Origin of the sequence: Haloplanus aerogenes, assembly GCF_003856835.1 — an archaeon.
Taxonomy (GTDB): domain Archaea; phylum Halobacteriota; class Halobacteria; order Halobacteriales; family Haloferacaceae; genus Haloplanus; species Haloplanus aerogenes.
In genome coordinates this window covers 3,309,918-3,326,932 of record NZ_CP034145.1, presented here as the reverse complement: position 1 = coordinate 3,326,932, position 17,015 = coordinate 3,309,918, and the positions used below count along the sequence as shown (strand labels likewise).

Here is a 17,015-nt window from a genome sequence, read left to right as displayed (position 1 = left end):
ACCTCCGTTCGACCGACCGGCGCAAAAAGTGTGCGGCCGTCTGTACCCCCCCCCTCCGTGAGATTCGCGTTACTCCGCCCGCCGCCCGCCGTGACCCGGATAGTCGCGCTCGAATCGATCCTCGATCTCCTCGCGGTCGAACGCGACGACGACCGGCCGACCGTGCGGGCAGGCGAAGGGGTTCTCACAGTCGTCGAGCGCGTCGAGCAAGTCGACCACCGACCCCTCCGTCAGCGACGTGTTGCCCGTGATCGAGGGATAACACGCCAAATCCGCGAGCAGGGCGTCGGCCACCGCGTCGACCGTCTCGCCCTCCGTTCCGCCCGCGAACCCCGTCAGCGCGTCGCGAAGGAGCGACGGATCGAGCGCCGAATCGAAGACGGTCGGCACCGTCCGCACCTCGACCGTCCGGTCGTCGACCCGGTCGGCGTGAAAGCCCAGTGCCGCCAGCGCGTCACGGTAGGTGTCGAACAGTTCCGCCTCGCGCGCGGTGAGTTCGAGGTCGACCGGCTCCGCCAGCGCCTGCGTCGGCGTCTCGCCGCTCATCTCCGCGCGCAACCGTTCGTAGTTGATCCGCTCGTCCGCCGCGTGCTGATCGATCAGGACGAGGCCGTCCGGCGTCTCCGCGACGACGTACGTGTCGTCGAACTGGCCCAGTACGTGCAGCGGAGGCAGGCGGTCGAACGCGCGGTCCGGCGCCGCCGTCTCGCCGTCGAGCGTTCGCTGGTCCGTCGGCCCCACGACGCCGCCGTGGTGCCAGTCCCCGGTGTCGTCGGTCGCCGCGGTGTCGGGCGTCGTGCCCGCGTCGGCCGTCTCGTCGTCGCGTGCGCGCTGGCGATTCCGCTCGCCCGCGTCCGACGCGTCACTCGCCGCACCCGACGACTCGGGTCTGGTCGTGTCCGCCGTCGACGACTCCGTCGGCGCGTCCGCCGCTCCCGACGAGTCACTCGTCACCTCGTCGAGCGTCGTCGTCCGCGTCGCTTCCCCGGCCCCGTCATCTCGTTCCGTCCCGGACGCTCGGTCTGCCCGGTCCATCCCGACTTCGGCCCCCGTATCGACCGTCGGTGACTCGTCGAGCGTGGCCGTCGTCGTTTCGTCCACGTCGACCGCCTCGCCACCCGCAATCTCCCGCTCCGGCGACTCGGGCGTGATCTGCGTCTCCGCGGGCGCGGATCGCCCCCGGGGGGCCGACGAGCGAACGAGTCCCTCGTCCAGCAACGCCTCCCGGATCGCCGTCCGCACGGCGTCGGCCACTGCCGACTCCTCGTCGAACCGGACTTCCATCTTCCGGGGGTGCACGTTCACGTCTACCGCGTCCGGCGGCACCTCGACGAACAGGACGGCGAAGGGGTACCGATCCGACGCGAGTTGGCCGCCGTAGGCGTCGAGGACCGCCTCGCGGAGGACGCTCGCCGTCACGTACCGCCCGTTGACGAACGTCGAGAGGTACTCCCGGCCCGCCCGCGTCGTCTCCGGGTGGCTCACCAGCCCCGACACCGACGCGACGGGTGCGGCGTCCGGATCGGCACCGGCGGCTTCGCCGCCTTCCGGAGGGATCGTCGATCCCTCCCCCACGCCGACCATCGACGACGCTACCTCCCGGCCGTAGACGGCGAGAATCGTCGATTCGAGGTCGCCGTTCCCCTCCGTCGAGAAGACTTCGCGCCCGTCGTGTTCCAGCGTCGTCGCCACGTCCGGGTTGGCGAGGGCGTACTGCGTCACCACGCGGTTGACGTGGTCGAACTCCGTCGTCTCCGTCTTGAGGAACTTCTTCCGCGCCGGCGTGTTGTAGAACAGATCCTCGACTTCGACGACGGTGCCCGGCGGACAGCCGGAGGGTTGCACCTCGCCCACGTCCCCGCCCTCGATGGCGAGTTCGTGGCCGCGACCGCCCGAACGGGGCCGCGACCGGATCGTCAGCCGCGACACCGCGCCGATGGTGTGGAGCGCCTCGCCCCGGAAGCCGAGGGTGCCCACGGCTTCGAGATCGTCGCCCGAACTGATCTTGCTCGTCGTGTGCTCTTCTACCGCGCGTTCGAGGTCGGCGGCGGTCATGCCGACGCCATCGTCGCGGACGCGCACGCTTTCCGTACCGCCACCCTCGACGACGACGGTCACCCGCGAGGCGTCGGCGTCGAGGCTGTTCTCGATCAGTTCCTTCACGACGCTCGCGGGGCGCTCGACCACCTCGCCGGCGGCGATACGGCGCACCGTCGCGTCGTCTAGCGCGTGGATGGTCGGCGTCTCACTCACGACAGCCACCGACGGCCGGAGACACCATCAACGCCACGGTCCCCTATTCGACGTCGACCACTTCGATCTCGAACGTCAGCGTCTCGCCCGCCAGTGGGTGCGTGAAGTCGACGGTGACGGTGTCCGCGTCGGCGTCGACGACGGACCCCGACGCGCCGCCCTGCGTCCGCACTTCCATCCCTTCGACCGGCTCCTGCCCGACCATGCCCTCGAACTGCTCGCGGTCGAACTCCCGGCTCTGGCCGTCCCCAGCCTCACCGTATGCCTCCTCCGGGGGGATCGTGAGCGTCTCCGTGTCGCCCGCTTCGAGACCAAGGAGTCCGTCCTCCATCCCCTCGATGAGGTTGCCCGCACCGACCTCGACGGTGAGGGGACCGAACTCGCGGTCGGGCTGTTCTTCGAGGAGGCCCGCCTCCTCCGCGACCGATTCTTTCGTCGTGTCGAAGACGCTGCCGTCGTCGAGACGACCGGTGTACTCGATGGTGACCGTATCGCCAGCAGTGATAGCCATACCTCGGAGACGGCAGTCGGAGGGATAAGGGCTGGGGTACGGCTACTCGTCCGGTGCGTAATCTTCGTGGATGCGGTCCATCCGCGCCGCCATCACGAAGTCCGTCTTGTGGAGGCCGTCGATCTTGTGGGTCCACATCTTCACGTCGACTTCGCCCCACGCGAGCGCGATGTCGGGGTGGTGCCACTCCTCCTCCGCGAGTTCGCCGATTTCGTAGGTGAACTCCAACGCGTCACGGAAGTCGTCGAACTCGTAGTGGCCTTCGAGGTGGTGGTGGTCGTCGACGACCTCCCACACGTCCGCGCGGATGCCGTCGAGATACGGTTCGTACTCCGCCGCTGTGAGCGGGTCGTCGTCGCTGGTGCAGGCTTCGCAGGGTTCGTCGGCGAGTGCAGACATGGGAACGAATAGGGTCGCGGCGGGTTTGTACGTTGGGCTGCGGTGCGCTCCGCCGTTCGCGACCGCGTTCTACGCCTCGTCGTCGGCCATCGCGCCGACCTCTGGACCTGCGCCCGAGACGTTCGCGACCGCGTTCTACGCCTCGTCGTCGGCCATCGCGCCGAACGTCTCGGCCGCGTCCGCCGGCACGTCGAAGTCGTGGTAATGTTCGCCTTTCTCCTTGCTCAGGATGTTGAGCGCGGCGGCGGCGCCGTCGCCGGCCGAGATGACGGCCTGCCACTCTTCGGCGCGCACCATCGCGCCCGTGGCGTAGGCGTCGTCGACGCTCGTCTCCATCTCGACGCCCGCCTCGACGACGCCGTCGTCGTCCGTCGCACAGCCGAGATCCGTCGCGAGGCTCCGGTCCGCACCCGTCGCGAGCACCACGTAGTCCGCCTCGTACTCGCGGTCGTCGGTCGTGATGGTGAAGCCGTCACCGTCGCTGGCGACGCCCGTCACTTCCTCACCCTGCTTCCGGTCGACGCCGAAGTCGTCGACCTGCTGGCGGGCCACGCCTACGAACTCGCTCCCGCCGATGGAGCCGATACCGGGGTAGTTGAACAAGTGCGCCTTGTGCATCCACGTCTCGTCGGTGTCGAACACCGTCGTGTCGAGACCGTTCTTGGCCGTGAACAGCGCGGCGCTCAGTCCGGCGGGACCGCCGCCGACTACAGCTACTGATGCCATATTTCCTCATCGACACGACGTGGAATATGCCTGTTGCCCACCCGACTATTTTTCCCCTTTCTCGGGCAGGCGCTCCTGCCACTCCCGAACCCGCGCCATGAGATCGACCGGCGACGTTTCCGCGAGCGACGTGTCCTCCAGTTCCGAAAGGACCGCCTCGGTCGCCGGATCGAGGCCGCCGCCGTCGGATTCGGCGGTCGCCTCGTCCGCCTCCTCCCGGAACCCGCCCGCACTCAGGTCGAAGACGGCCTGTGTCGTGCCGTTCTCGCCCCCGTCGCTCGTCTCCGCTCCCCGTGCCTCGATGGCCCGCTCCTCGCGCAGGCGGTCGAGTACGTCCCGCGAGCGGTCGACGACGGGTTTCGGGACGCCCGCCAGATCCGCGACGTGGACGCCGTAACTCCGATCGGTCGGCCCCTCCTCGATGGTGCGGAGGAACGTGATATCCTCGTCGCCCCCGTCGTCGCCCGCGACAGCGACGTGGACGTTCGCCACGCGCGGCAGGTGGTCCGCGAGCGCGGTCAGTTCGTGGTAGTGAGTGGCAAAGAGGCACTTGCAGCCGATTTCGTTGTGGATGTACTCCGTCGTCGCCCACGCGATGGAGATGCCGTCGTACGTCGCCGTCCCGCGACCCACCTCGTCCAAGACGACCAGCGACTCCTCGGTGGCCGAGTGGAGGATGTTGCTCAACTCCTGCATCTCGACCATGAACGTCGACCGCCCGCCCGCGAGTTCGTCGAGGGCGCCCACGCGCGTGTAGATGCCGTCGACGACGCCCACCGTCGCGGCACGCGCGGGGACGAAACTCCCCGCCTGCGCCAGCAGAACGATCAGCGCCGCCTGTCGCATGTACGTCGACTTCCCACTCATGTTGGGGCCGGTGACGAGCAGGAAGCCCCGGTCGTCGCGGAGGTCCACGTCGTTGGGCACGAAGTCCGTCGTCGTCTCGACGACCGGGTGTCGACCCGCCTCGACGACCAGCGGTCCGGGGTCGACCACTTCGGGTCGACACCAGTCGTGACTCGCCGCGTGCGTCGCCAGCGAGGCGAGGGCGTCGACCGTCGCCAGCGTCCGTCCCACCGCCTGCAGGCACTCGGCGTGGGCGGCCACCCGGTCGCGCAGGTCGCGAAAGAGGTCGTACTCCAGGTCGCCGCGGGCCTCCTCTAGCCGGAGAATCTCCCGCTCCCGCTCCTCCAGTTCGTCGGTCGTGTACCGCCGCGAGTTCTTCAGCGTCTTGATCTCGCGGTACTCCTCGGGCACGTCGTCGGTTTCCGACTTCCCCACCTGAATGTAGTAGCCGTCGGTCTTGTTGCGGTCGACCTGCAGGTGGGTGATGCCCGTCCGTGCCTTCTCGCGTTCCGCGAGGCCGTCGAGCCACTCGCGGGCGTCTTCGTACCGGTCGAGCAGGTCGTCGAGGTCGGCGTCGTAGCCGCGGCGGAAGAGGCCACCCTCGGTCACCGTCTTCGGCGGGTCCTCGGATAGCGCCGAATCGAGTTCGGCGAGCAGGGCCGCCGCCGTCTCGCGGTCTGGTCGGTCGACGATGTCTGAGAGCGGCGAGTCCGCGAGCCGGGAATCCGCCACCGCGTCCGCGAGCGCCGGGAGGACGGCGAGCGTGTCTCGGACGGAGAGGAGATCGGTCGCGTCCGCGCTTCCGCTCGACGCTCGCGCCGCGAGGCGTTCGAGGTCGTAGGCGTCGTCCAGTACCTCGCGCACCCGGTCGCGGGCCAGCGCTGCCGACGCCAGCGCGTCGACGCTGTCGAGGCGACGGTCGATGACCGTCCGGTCACGTCGCGGGCGGGTCAGCCACTCCCGGAGGCGACGGCGCCCGGCGCTCGTGACGGTGTGATCGACCGTCCCGAGCAGCGACCCCTCGCGGTCACCGTGCATCGTCTCGGTGAGTTCGAGGTTGCGCTGGGTCGTGGCGTCGAGGTCGAGGTGGTCGCCCGGATCGTACGCCTGCAGGCGCGTCATGGCGTCGAGGACGCCGACGCCCGTCTCCTTGACGTACGCGAGGGCGGCGCCCGCGGCGGCGACGCCGGCGCGGTCGTCGAGGCCGACGCTCTCTAGCGCCGTATCGCCGAACTGTTCGCGTAGAGTGCGTTCGGCTCGGCCGGGCGCGAACGCCGCCTCGTCGTAGTCCGTTATCGAGGCGTCGGTTCGGTCGCGGACGCGGGTCAAGAGATCACCCGTCGCGTCGACGGTCGGCCCCGGCAACACCTCTACGGGGTCGAAGCGGTGGAGTTCGGCCAGTACGTCCGCCGCCGCGTCTGTCGTCGTCACGAGGAACTCGCCGGTCGTCACGTCCGCGAGCGCGAGGCCGTAGCGGCCGTCGACGACGACGATGCTCGCGAGGAACTGCGCCGCCGGGTCCGTCGTCTCGAGGAGGGTGCCGGGCGTGACGACGCGCGTAATCTCGCGGGCGTGGCCGTCCTCGGTCTCGTACTGGTCCGCGACGGCGACGCGGTAGCCGCGTTCGACCAGCGCCTTCAGGTAGGGAGTCAGGTCGTCGACCGGCACCCCGGCCATCGGGTACGTCGACCCGTGCGAGGATTTCTCCGACACCTTCAGGTCGAGTTCGTCGCCCACGAACTCGGCGTCCTCCGCGAAGAACTCGTAGAAGTCGCCACACTGCATCGCCAGCAGGTCGGCGTCCGTCTCCGACTTCAGGGCGAGGAACTCCCCCACGATTCCGTCGGCGGTCATATCCACTCTGCCGCCGTGGGCGGGTAAAACGCTGTGGGTCTCCTACTCGACCGCATCCAGCAGCGCGAACACCCGCTCGCCCAACTCCTCTGGCGTCTCGGCGACCACCTTGATGATCGCCTCCTTGCCCACGGCGCCGCGGTCGAGGACGGCGACTGGCGTCGGGTCGTCGGCGTCGACGGCGCCGAACGCCTGCCGGGCGCCCCAGCCCATCGTCCCGCTCGCGTCGTCGGGTTCGGCGTCGCGGTCGTACTCCGTAGTGGGGCCGTCGAGTTCGGCCGTCGCCGCCGCCGTCTCGTCGTCGAACCGGCAGTTGACGGCGAAGCGGAGGTCGGGGTCGAACTCCCGGGCGGCGAGGAGGAAGCGCGCGACGTGCGAGGAGGCGCCGAGTCGAACCCCGCGGTTGGGCGAGACGCCCGAGAGCGTGCGCGTGATCCGCCCCTCGACGGCGGCGGTCTCCCCGACCCGCTCCGCGTACGCCGTCGCGCCGACGACGTTCATCCCCACCTCGGGGACGAGGCGGGACACGTCGCGGTCGACGAACGCCTCGACCACCTCGGCCACGTCGGTCATCGTCCGGTGGCGGTCGGCGGCCTCGCGAAGCGCCGCGAGGTGGTGGACCGCACCCGGTCCGTTGCCCACGTCGAGGCTGTAGCGGACCGCTCGCTCCATGAACGCCGTCCCGGCTTCGACGGCGAAGGGGAGCGTCTCTCCGTGAGCGAGATGGGCGGCGATGGCGCTCGACAGCGTACACCCCGAGCCGTGGGTGGCGTCCGTGTCGATCCGGGGGTGTTCGAACGTACGGGTCGCCAGGCCGTCCTCCTCGTCAACGACCAGCGTATCGGTCACCGTGTTGCCGTCTCGCCCCACGTGCCCGCCCTTGACGAGAGCGGCGTCGGCGCCCATCCCGACCAGCGCCTCGCCGGCCTCGCGGGCGGTGTCGCGGTCGGTCGGTTCGATACCCGTCAGCACCGTCGCCTCGTCGACGTTCGGCGTGACGAGCGTCGCTTCCGCGATCAGGTCCTCGTACGCGGCCTCGGCGTCCGGATCGAGGAGACGGTCACCGCTCGCCGCGACCATCACGGGGTCGACGACGACCGGCGCCCCGGCGTCCGTGAGGCGGTCGGCGACCAGATCGATCACCGGTGCGGTTGCGAGCATCCCCGTCTTCACCGCGCCGAGGTCGAAGTCGGTCTGCACGGCGCTGTACTGCGCGTCGATCTCCTCGATTGGCAGGGCGTACGACCCCTCGACGCCGAGCGTGTTCTGTGCGGTGACGGCGGTGACGACCGACGTGCCGAAGACGCCGTGGGCCTCCATGGTCTTCAGGTCAGCCTGGATGCCCGCACCGCCGCCCGAGTCGCTGCCGGCGATCGTGAGTGCGACCGGCGGCGAGACGGGTGCGCGACGGCGGGTCACGCTTCCCTCCCACGAATCGACGGACTGCGCCGCTGTTTCTCGCGGCACGGCGACGACTGCGTATCGAGCGTTGCCATGCGTACGGGTATTACGAGCTGATATTTATCGGTGATGGACGGTCTGCTCGTGGGTCCAAGCGGCAAGACCTGCCACGTCGGTCCAAGCGGCAAGACCTATCTACGACCGGGGGAAAGTCTGGGTCACCAGATGTCGGAGCGCTCGTCCGGTCGCCTCGTCACAGTCGTGGTCGCGGCGCTGATCCTGTCGGCGGCGGCCGCTCCAGTGATCGGTGCTGTCGCACCGACCTCGGACCCGACACAGTCTCCCCAGTTCGACAGCGGTCCAGTCTATCAGCAGGGCGTCGACACCGACTCCGTTCGCCTGATCGTCTCGGTCAACGAGAATGGGTCCGCGACGTGGACCGTCCAGTACTGGACGCGTCTCGACGACGAGAACACGACGGCCGCGTTCGAATCCTTACAGAGCGATATCGAGGCGAACCCCGAGAGCTTCTCGGACCGCTTCGCGTCGCGGATGCAGTCAACGGTCGGCACGGCCGAGAACGCGACCGGTCGGGAGATGAACGCCTCCGACTTCGACGTGCGGGCGGAGACGCGCGCGCCGCCGGAGTACGGCGTCGTCATCTACACCTTCCACTGGGACGGCTTCGCCGCCGTCGACGGCGACACCATCCGGGTCGGCGACGCTATCGAGGGTATCTTCCTCGACGACCGCACCCGTCTCGTCGTCGAGTGGCCGTCCACGTACGCGACGACGGATGTCACGCCTGCCCCCGACGAGCGACGGGAGGACGCAGTCGTCTGGCGCGGTGCCGAGACGAGTTTCGTATCCGGCGAACCGAGTGTCGTCCTCCGACCCGCGTCGACGGTCACCACGTCGGCCGCGGGCGGCGGCGGCGGTGACGGGACCGTCTCGCCAACGCCGGACGGCGGCGGATCGACGCTTCCGCTCCTCGGTATCGGCTTCCTCTTCGTCGTCGTCGCGGCCGCGTGGCGCTATCGCGACCGCTTCGGCGACCGCGGCGCAGGGACGGCGGCCGACGGCCAAGCGGCGGACGCGGACGGTGACGGTGCCGACGATGCTGGCGCGACCACCGAGACTCGTGAGGACCTCCTGAGCAACGAGGAGCGCGTCCTCCAGTTCGTCCGCGAACACGGCGGCCGAGTCAAACAACAGGAGATCGTCGAGGCGTTCGACTGGACCGAAGCCCGTACGAGTCAGATCGTCCGCGACCTGCGCGACGAGGGTGAACTCGAGGGCTTCCGCCTCGGCCGCGAGAACGTGTTGAAGCTCCCCGACGGGGACGACGAACAATAGTCTCTCTAACACGTCTCCAAATCGCCAGACTGCGGTGGTTCAGGCCGATCCTACGCTCTGTTTAATCCGGGTTAAGCGTTTTTGAGGTTCGTTCCAGTTTATTGGGTGTTCCCTCGTACGAGTATTCGTGATGAGCCGAGACGTTCCGGATGTCGTCGTGTTCGCGCTCGTCGTCGCTGTCACCGTTAGCGTGGTGGCAGTCCCGGTGTCGGCTCTGGGGCAGCCGACGACGACGGCGACGGCGACAGCGGAAGTGGGCGACGGGGCGCAGGATCGGGTGGCACAGCAGACGACGGCGAACGGCACCGCGACCGCCACAGCCACCGCCTCCGGGTCGGAGGGAGACGAGAACGCCTCGATCGCTCCGGGGCAACAACTCGCGGGCGTCGTCGGCGTGCAGGGCGCCGAAATCGACGGCGAACTCGAGGAACGGACGCTGGCGACGCGGGTCGCTCGGGCCGAGTCGAACGCGTCGAAAGCGGGTGTGGTCGCGACGGAACTCAACACGGTCCGTGAGCGGCTCGAGACCCTCCGCGAACGACAGTCCGAACTCCACGAGGCCCGCCAGTCGGGCGAGATTTCGCCCGGCGAGTATCGGGCCCGGATGGCAGTCACGGCCGCCCAGATTGGGGCGGTCCAGACCCAGCTCGAATCGAGCGAGCGGGTTACCCGTGACCTCCCCGACGCCGCGCTCGAATCCCGTGGCGTGAACCGGGAGGAACTCGACCGACTGCGGCAGGACGCCGACGAACTCCGCGGTCCGGAAGTCGCGGAGATCGCACGACAGATCGCCGGCGACGACCGAAGCCGTGAGCTCGACCCCGAGCGCGGTCCGGCCGAACTGCCGGAGCCGGCACAGGGTGACGACGAGGACGAGGAAGACGAGGAAGACGAGGAACAGACCGGAAACGGTCGCGACAACGCCGCGGACACCGGCCCACCGGAGCAGGCCGGGAACGGTAACGGCAATGCGGCCGGCAATCGCTCGACTACCGCCGGTCCGTCGGAGAAACCGGGCAGCGGTAACGACAACGGTAAGGACGATCCGGGCAACTCGGGCGAAGCCGGAAACTCGGAAAACGACGGCCGCTCTGACGATGCCAGCGCAGGCAATTCCGACGGCAACGACGCGGGAAACTCGGATAACGCCGGTGGTTCGAACGGCGGCGATGCGGGGAACTCCGACAACGCCGGTGGTTCGGACGACGCGGGAAACTCGGATAACGCCGGTGGTTCGGACGACGCGGGAAACTCGGATAACGCCGGTGGTTCGAACGGTGGTGATGCGGGGAACTCCGACAACGCCGGTGGTTCGGACGACGCGGGAAACTCGGATAACGCCGGTGGTTCGAACGGTGGTGATGCGGGGAACTCCGACAACGCCGGTGGCTCGGACGACGCGGGAAACTCGGATAACGCCGGTGGCTCGGACGACGCGGGAAGTTCGGACAGCGACGACTCGGGTGGCAGCAATTCGGGTGGCAACTCCGGTAATTCCGGTGGCGGTAATTCGGGCAGTGACGGCGGCTCCGACGGCTCGTCCGGCAACTCCGGCAACCGGGGAGGGGGGCGCTGATGTCCGACACGCCTCGCGTGCTGATCGTCGACGACGAATCGGCGTTGCTCGATCTCTACGAGACGTGGCTCGACGACCTCGACGCCGAGGTCGTCCGGGCGAGTTGCGGGGCCGAGGCGCTGGCCCGCTGTGACGCCGACATCGACGTGGTGCTCCTCGACCGGCATATGCCCCGTGTGTCGGGTGACGAGGTGCTCGAAGAACTCCGGGCTGGTGCCCACGAGTTCCGCGTCGCGTTCGTGTCGGCGGCGACCCCCGACGTGGAGATTATCGACCTCGACATCGACGCCTACCTCACCAAGCCGGTCACGCGCGAGGAGTACGTCGACCTCGTCGACTCGCTCCTTCGTCGAGAGACCGTCTGTGAGGCGATCGAACAGTACTTGTCGAGCCTCTCGAAGCGTGCGGCGCTGCTGGAGTCGGAGTCTCCGTCCGTCCTTCGCACCGACCCGGCGTACGTCGCCTTCGAGGAGGAACTCGCGCGACTGGCCGAGCGCATCGACGGCTACCACCTCGACGACCCGTTCCTCCGGCGGGTCTTCGCTGACAGCGGGCGGCCGGACGCGTCGATAGCGCTCGATCCGACGGCGTAGACGGCCCGAACCGGCGTCGCCCCATCGGACCGATTATTGTATCTTTTTGTGTGCGACCCCCGAGTCCTTGGCCATGTCGTACGACATCGCGCTCATTCCCGGCGACGGGATCGGACCGACGGTCGTGGACGCAGCCATGCCGCTCCTCCACGCCGCCGCCGCCGCACACGGGTTCGACATCGAGACCACGCGCTACGACTGGGGGACCGAACGCTACCTGAACGAGGGCGCGATGATGCCCGACGACGGCCTCGACACACTCGCGAGCCACGACGCCATCCTGCTGGGTGCGGTCGGCCACCCCGACGTCCCCGACCACATCACGCTCAACGGCCTCCTCCTCCCCATCCGCAAAGGTTTCGACCAGTCGATCTGCAAGCGCCCGGCGATCCTCTTCGACGGCGTCGACAGCCCGCTGAAAGGATACGAAGGCGGCGATATCGACATTCTGGTCTTCCGCGAGAACACGGAGGGCGAGTACGCCGACGTGGGCGGGCGCGAACACCGGGGCTTCGCCAACGAGGTGGCCGTCCAGAGCGCCGTCTACACCCGCCGCGGCACCGAACGCATCGTCCGCGCCGCCTTCGACGCCGCCACCGAGCGCTCCGGCCACCTGACGAACGTCACGAAGTCGAACGCACAGGCGCACGGGATGGTCTTCTGGGACGACATCGTCGACGAGGTGAGCGAGGAGTACCCGGACGTGGAGGTCGAACGCCTCCTCGTCGACGCCGCGAGCATGGACTTCATCCGCCGCCCCCACGAGTTCGACGTGGTCGTCTGTTCGAACCTCTTCGGCGACATTCTCACCGACATCGGCGCCATCGTCACCGGGAGCATGGGACTGGCACCCTCGGCGAACATCGACCCCGGCAACGATCACCCCTCGATGTTCGAACCCGTCCACGGGAGCGCGTTCGACATCACCGGGGAGGGCGTCGCCAACCCGCTCGCGACGGTGCTCTCGGGATCGATGCTCCTCGACAACCTCGGGGAGGAGACGGCCGCGACGGCGCTGTGGGATGCGGTCTCCGAACAGTTGGCCGATTCCGACGCGCCGCGCACGCCGGATCTGGGCGGCGACTCGACGACGGACGCCGTGGCGGCGGATCTCGAAGAACGGCTCTAGGCGTCCGGAATCGCCCCGTCGTCGCGGAGACGGTCGATATCCTCCTCGTCGTACCCGAGTTCCCCCAGAATCGCTTCGGTGTCCTCGCCCAACAGTGGCGGTGCCCCGTCGAACCCGGCCGTCGCGTTCTCGTAGTTGATCGGGTGTTCGATCACCGGCACCGTCCCGAGCGCCGGATGCTCGATTTCGCGGATGGTGCCCCGAGCCTCCGTCTGTTCGTTGTCGAGGGCGGTCGGCACGTCGTAGACGGGTGCGACCGGGAGGCCGTGGTCCTCGGCCAGCAGGTCGACCCACTCGTCGGTCGGTCGCTCGCGGAACACGGCCGAGAGTTCGGCTTCGAGTTCGTCCATGTGTTCGACCCGGTCGGGGTTGGTGGCGAAGCGGTCGTCCTCGGCGAGTTCCGGGCGGTCGATGGCTTCGCAGAGTTCGCCCCAGAGTTTCTGGTTCGCGCAGCCGACGTTGAGGTAGCCGTCGGCGGTGGGGTAGGTCTGATACGGCGCGAGGACGGGGTCCTTGGTGCCCATGCGCGTCGGTTCCTCCCCGACGAACGCCTTGCCGGCCTGTTTCGTCAGCCACGGGAGCGCGGCGTCGTGCATCCCGAGTTCGAGACGGTCGCCCTCGCCTGTCCGCTCGCGCCGGAAGAGCGCACCGACGATGCCGAACGCCGCCCACATGGCTGTGATGAGGTCGGTCTGGGGGAGGCCCACCTTCACCGGGTCGCCGTCCTCCGGCCCCGTGACCGACATGATGCCGCTCGTGCCCTGCACGAGGAGGTCGTAGCCGGGGCGACTGCTCCACGGTCCCGTCTCCCCGAACGCGGAGATGGAACAGTAGACGAGGTCGTCGTTCACCTCCTGCAGGTCGTCGTAGCCGATACCGAGGCGCTCCGCCGTCCCCGGGCGGAAGTTCTCGACCACCACGTCGGCCTCGGCGACGAGGTCGTAGAGCGCCTCCAGCCCCGACTCCGTTTTGAGGTTGAACTCGACACTTAGCTTGTCGTAGTTGATCGTCCAGAAGTAGGGCGACTCGCCGTTCTCGTCGGCGGTGCGCCCCGGCCCGTCGTAGTCCGGATCGGGCTCGACAAAGGGCGGCCCGGAGTGTCGGTTGTCGTCGCCCGCGCCGGGTCGTTCCACCTTGATGACTTCGGCACCCTGATTGGCGAGCATCAGCGTCGCGAACCCGCCCGTGACGAACGTCGTCAGGTCCACGACCGTGATGTCGTCGAGGATGCCACCCGCGGCGTCGCCGTCGATCACGTTCATACTCCACCCCTCGTCCGACCCAAGTAAAATCCTTCTGCGTCCCCGGGAGCTATCGAAGCGCCTGTGCGAGCAGTTCGATGGGGGTGGGGGGTTCGTCGTCGTAGTGGTCTTCGAGTTGGGTGCGACAGGAGGCGCCGGGGGCGACGACCCGGTCGCCCGGACTCTCGTCCACTTGCTCGAACAGAATGTGGCCGATGGCTTTGCTCATCGAGAAGTGTTCGGCTTCGTAGCCGAAGGAGCCAGCCATGCCGCAACAGCCCGAATCGAGGGGGTCGACCACGTAGCCCGCCCGACGGAGGACGCCGACGGCGTGGTGGTCTTTCTGGGTCGCCTTCTGGTGGCAGTGGCCGTGGTAGGTCAGCGATTCGGCGGGTGCATCGAGGGCGAGCGACTCGTCCAGCCGGAAGACGTCGAGATACTCCATGATTCCGTACGTGTTGGCGGCCACGGTGTCCACATCCTCGCCGGTCAGCAGGTCGTGGTAGTCGGACTGGAACATGACCGCGTCGGAGGGTTCGACGACGACCACGTCCCAGCCGTCCCTGATGCGGGGCGCGAGGGCGTCGACGTTCGTTCGCGCCTGTTCGCGGGCCCGGTCGAGAAAGCCCTTCGAGAATGGCGGACGACCGCTTCCGGTCACGTCGTCGGGAATCGCGACGTGAACGTTTGCGGCCTCCAGCACCCGCACCGCGGCCTTCCCCGCCTCGGGCGCGTTGTAGGTGGTGTAGGAGTCGGGAAAGAGGAGGACGCGGCGGTCGGCCTCGCTCTCGCTCACCTGCGCCCCTCCCCGTGCGTCGAACCACTCGACTAACGACTCCCGGTGGAAGGTGGGAAGCGAGCGCTCTTTCGCGATACCGACGGTCTTCTCCACGACCGTGCGGGCGCCGGGAACCTTCGCCGCCCAGTTCGAGACGGGCGCGAGCGCCGATCCCAGCGCGTTCAGTGCGTCGACGTTCGCGAACAGTTTGTCGCGAAGCGACGACCCGTGGCGCTGGTGGTGTTCGTGGGCGACTTCGACTTTCAGCTTGGCGAGGTCCACCTCGCTCGGACAGTCCTTCGAACAGCCCTTGCAGCCGATACAGAGGTCGAGCACCTCGTGCATGAACTCCACGTCGGCGGCGTCGTCGTCCAGATCGCCGCTCATCGCCTGCCGGAGCAGGTTCGCCCGGCCGCGGGTGCTGGTGATCTCCTCCTGACTGGCGCGGTAGGTGGGGCACATGACGCCGCCGGTCGTCTCCTGCGTTCCACGACAGTCGCCACAGCCGTGACAGAGTTCGGCCATCCCCTGAAAGCCGTTGTCGATGTCCCAGTTCAGGGCGGGATCGAAGCCAGCGTCGAACGCGTAGTCGGGGTCGAACCGCAGGTTCTCGGTCATATCCACGTCGCCACAGACGGTGCCGGGGTTGAGAAGCCAGTCCGGGTCGACCGCCGTCTTCAGGTCGCGGAACACGTTCACGAGGTGGTCGCCGTACAGTTTCCGGTTCCACTGCGTGCGCGCCCGGCCGTCGCCGTGTTCGCCCGAGACGGCGCCGTCGTACTGCACCGCGAGGTCGGTCGCGGCGTCCGCGATGGATTCGAGGCGCTCGACCCCTTCCTCGGTCTTCGTGTCGACCAGCGGGCGGACGTGGATGCACCCGGGGCCGGCGTGCGCGTAGAAACTGCCGATGGTGTCGTGGTCCTCGAACACTCGCTGGAAGTCGGCGATGAACTCGGGCAGGTGGGCCGGCGGCACCGCCACGTCCTCGACGAACGCGATGTGTTTGGCGTCGGTGGTTCGGGAGAGCAAGATCGGCGTCGACGCCTTGCGCATCTTCCAGAAGTCCTGCTGATCGGCTTCATCGTAGGCTTCGAGACCGTCGAACGCGCGGTCCCCCACTCGGTCGTCGAGCAATCGACCGACTTTCTCGCGGCGCTCCGCGTCGCTGTCGGCGTAGAACTCCACGAGCAGGAACGTATCCGTCCGATCCGGGAGCAGGTCGATCACGTCCGCGAACTCCTCCAGGTCGCGCGCCAGGTCGACGAGGACGCCGTCGAGCACTTCGAGTGCCGCCGGGTCGTGATCGAGAATGTCGTCCACGTCCGCCATCGCGTCGAGCAGGCCGTCGTAGGTCAGGAGGCCGAGCGCCGTCGTCTCGGGGACGGGTTCGAGCGACACCGTCACCTCGGTCACGACGGCGAGGGTGCCCTCGCTCCCGACGATCAGGCGGGCGAGGTTGACCGACCCCGTTTCGGCCTCCGCGACGAGCGTATCCAGATTGTAGCCCGAGACGTTCCGCTTGATGTCGGGGAAGCGCTCGTTGACGGCCTCGCGCTCCTCGTCGACGATGCGCCACGCTTCGGCGTAGAGACGCTCTTCGAGCGTTCCGTCGGGGTCGGCGCCCGCCCGAAGTTCGTCGAGGCTCACTTCGCCGAGTGTCGTCACCGTGCCGTCCGCGAGGACGACTTCGAGTTCCTCCACGTAGGCGTCGGTCTTGCCGTACAGGAGCGAGTGAGCGCCGGTCGTGTTGTTGCCGACGGCCCCGCCCATGGCGCTCCGGTTCGCCGTCGAGGGATCGGGCGCGAACTTCAGGTCGTGGGGGTCGAGCGCTCGGTTGAGTTCCGCGAGGACAGCACCGGCCTGGGTGCGTGCCGTCCGGCTGTCCGGATCGACCGACAGCACCGCGTCCATGTGGCGGGTGAAATCGAGGACGACCGCCTCGTTGACGGCCTGCCCCGCGAGGCTGGTGCCGCCACCCCGCGGGAGGACGGGAATCTCCCGGTCGGCGCAGTACTCGACCACGGCGGCCACGTCCGCCGTGGACGTGGGGAAGACGACGCCGACGGGCGTCACCTCGTAGATGCTCGCGTCGGTGGCGTACAACTGGCGGGAGTAGTCGTCGAACCGCACCTCGCCCGCGATCAGTCCGTCGAGGTCGGCCGCCAGCCCGGGACGGCGAACCGACTCGCTCCCGTGGCGGTAGTTGGCTCGTGGATCGGCCGCCGGGCCGTCGGCGGAGCTATCGCGCTCGGCCATCGTGTTGGTCCGACGCGTAGGTCGGGGTCGACGGTGGTAAAGGTAGTGCCGCTCGCGTCGACCTACCTTTCCGGGACTCGACGGTTGAAGTAGGGT

The 17,015-nt window shown here is 68.5% G+C and carries 12 protein-coding genes; 4 read left to right on the top strand and 8 right to left on the bottom strand.

Features of this window, described 5'->3' with window-relative positions; all coding sequences use genetic code 11:
* Positions 1–69: 69 nt before the first annotated feature.
* From mutL to thiD, 6 genes are all read right to left on the bottom strand, one after another.
* A complete protein-coding gene (mutL, locus tag DU502_RS17005) occupies positions 70–2,253 on the bottom strand; it encodes a DNA mismatch repair endonuclease MutL (RefSeq protein WP_121921843.1) in 2,184 nt (727 codons plus the stop codon).
* A 43-nt stretch (positions 2,254–2,296) separates the two neighbouring features.
* On the bottom strand, positions 2,297–2,764 hold the full coding sequence (locus tag DU502_RS17000; protein ID WP_121921842.1) for an FKBP-type peptidyl-prolyl cis-trans isomerase: 468 nt from the start codon (positions 2,762–2,764) through the stop codon (positions 2,297–2,299).
* 42 nt (positions 2,765–2,806) lie between these two features.
* Positions 2,807–3,163: a 4a-hydroxytetrahydrobiopterin dehydratase gene (locus DU502_RS16995; protein WP_121921841.1), complete on the bottom strand. Its 357-nt coding sequence runs from the start codon at positions 3,161–3,163 to the stop codon at positions 2,807–2,809.
* Between the two features lie 135 nt (positions 3,164–3,298).
* Positions 3,299–3,889: an NAD(P)/FAD-dependent oxidoreductase gene (locus tag DU502_RS16990; protein WP_121921840.1), complete on the bottom strand. Its 591-nt coding sequence runs from the start codon at positions 3,887–3,889 to the stop codon at positions 3,299–3,301.
* Positions 3,890–3,934: 45 nt separating this feature from the next.
* Positions 3,935–6,589: a DNA mismatch repair protein MutS gene (gene mutS, locus DU502_RS16985; protein ID WP_121921839.1), complete on the bottom strand. Its 2,655-nt coding sequence runs from the start codon at positions 6,587–6,589 to the stop codon at positions 3,935–3,937.
* A gap of 42 nt (positions 6,590–6,631) precedes the next feature.
* Entirely contained in the window at positions 6,632–8,008 is a 1,377-nt protein-coding gene (gene thiD / locus DU502_RS19145) for a bifunctional hydroxymethylpyrimidine kinase/phosphomethylpyrimidine kinase (RefSeq protein ID WP_121921838.1), read from the bottom strand.
* Between the two features lie 207 nt (positions 8,009–8,215).
* On the opposite strand from thiD, the gene DU502_RS16975 reads away from it, so the two are divergent.
* The 4 genes from DU502_RS16975 (at position 8,216) to DU502_RS16960 (ending at position 12,644) form a co-directional block, all read left to right on the top strand.
* Complete coding sequence (locus tag DU502_RS16975) at positions 8,216–9,346, top strand: DUF7345 domain-containing protein (protein WP_121921837.1); 1,131 nt, start codon at positions 8,216–8,218, stop codon at positions 9,344–9,346.
* Between the two features lie 130 nt (positions 9,347–9,476).
* Positions 9,477–10,922, top strand: a complete 1,446-nt coding sequence (locus DU502_RS16970; protein ID WP_124897109.1) for a DUF7096 domain-containing protein — start codon at positions 9,477–9,479, stop codon at positions 10,920–10,922.
* Complete coding sequence (locus DU502_RS16965; protein ID WP_121921835.1) at positions 10,922–11,515, top strand: response regulator transcription factor; 594 nt, start codon at positions 10,922–10,924, stop codon at positions 11,513–11,515. The genes DU502_RS16970 and DU502_RS16965 overlap by 1 nt, the downstream gene beginning before the upstream one ends.
* Positions 11,516–11,588: 73 nt before the next feature.
* Positions 11,589–12,644 carry an isocitrate/isopropylmalate dehydrogenase family protein gene (locus DU502_RS16960; RefSeq protein WP_121921834.1) on the top strand — a complete coding sequence of 352 codons (1,056 nt, stop codon included), beginning with the start codon at positions 11,589–11,591 and terminating at the stop codon, positions 12,642–12,644.
* On the opposite strand, the gene DU502_RS16955 is transcribed toward DU502_RS16960, so the two are convergent.
* Both DU502_RS16955 and DU502_RS16950 read right to left on the bottom strand, forming a co-directional pair.
* Entirely contained in the window at positions 12,641–13,906 is a 1,266-nt protein-coding gene (locus DU502_RS16955; protein ID WP_121921833.1) for a CaiB/BaiF CoA transferase family protein, read from the bottom strand. The genes DU502_RS16960 and DU502_RS16955 overlap by 4 nt on opposite strands.
* Positions 13,907–13,955: 49 nt before the next feature.
* On the bottom strand, positions 13,956–16,919 hold the full coding sequence (locus DU502_RS16950) for an FAD-binding and (Fe-S)-binding domain-containing protein (protein WP_121921832.1): 2,964 nt from the start codon (positions 16,917–16,919) through the stop codon (positions 13,956–13,958).
* Between the last annotated feature and the right edge of the window lie 96 nt (positions 16,920–17,015).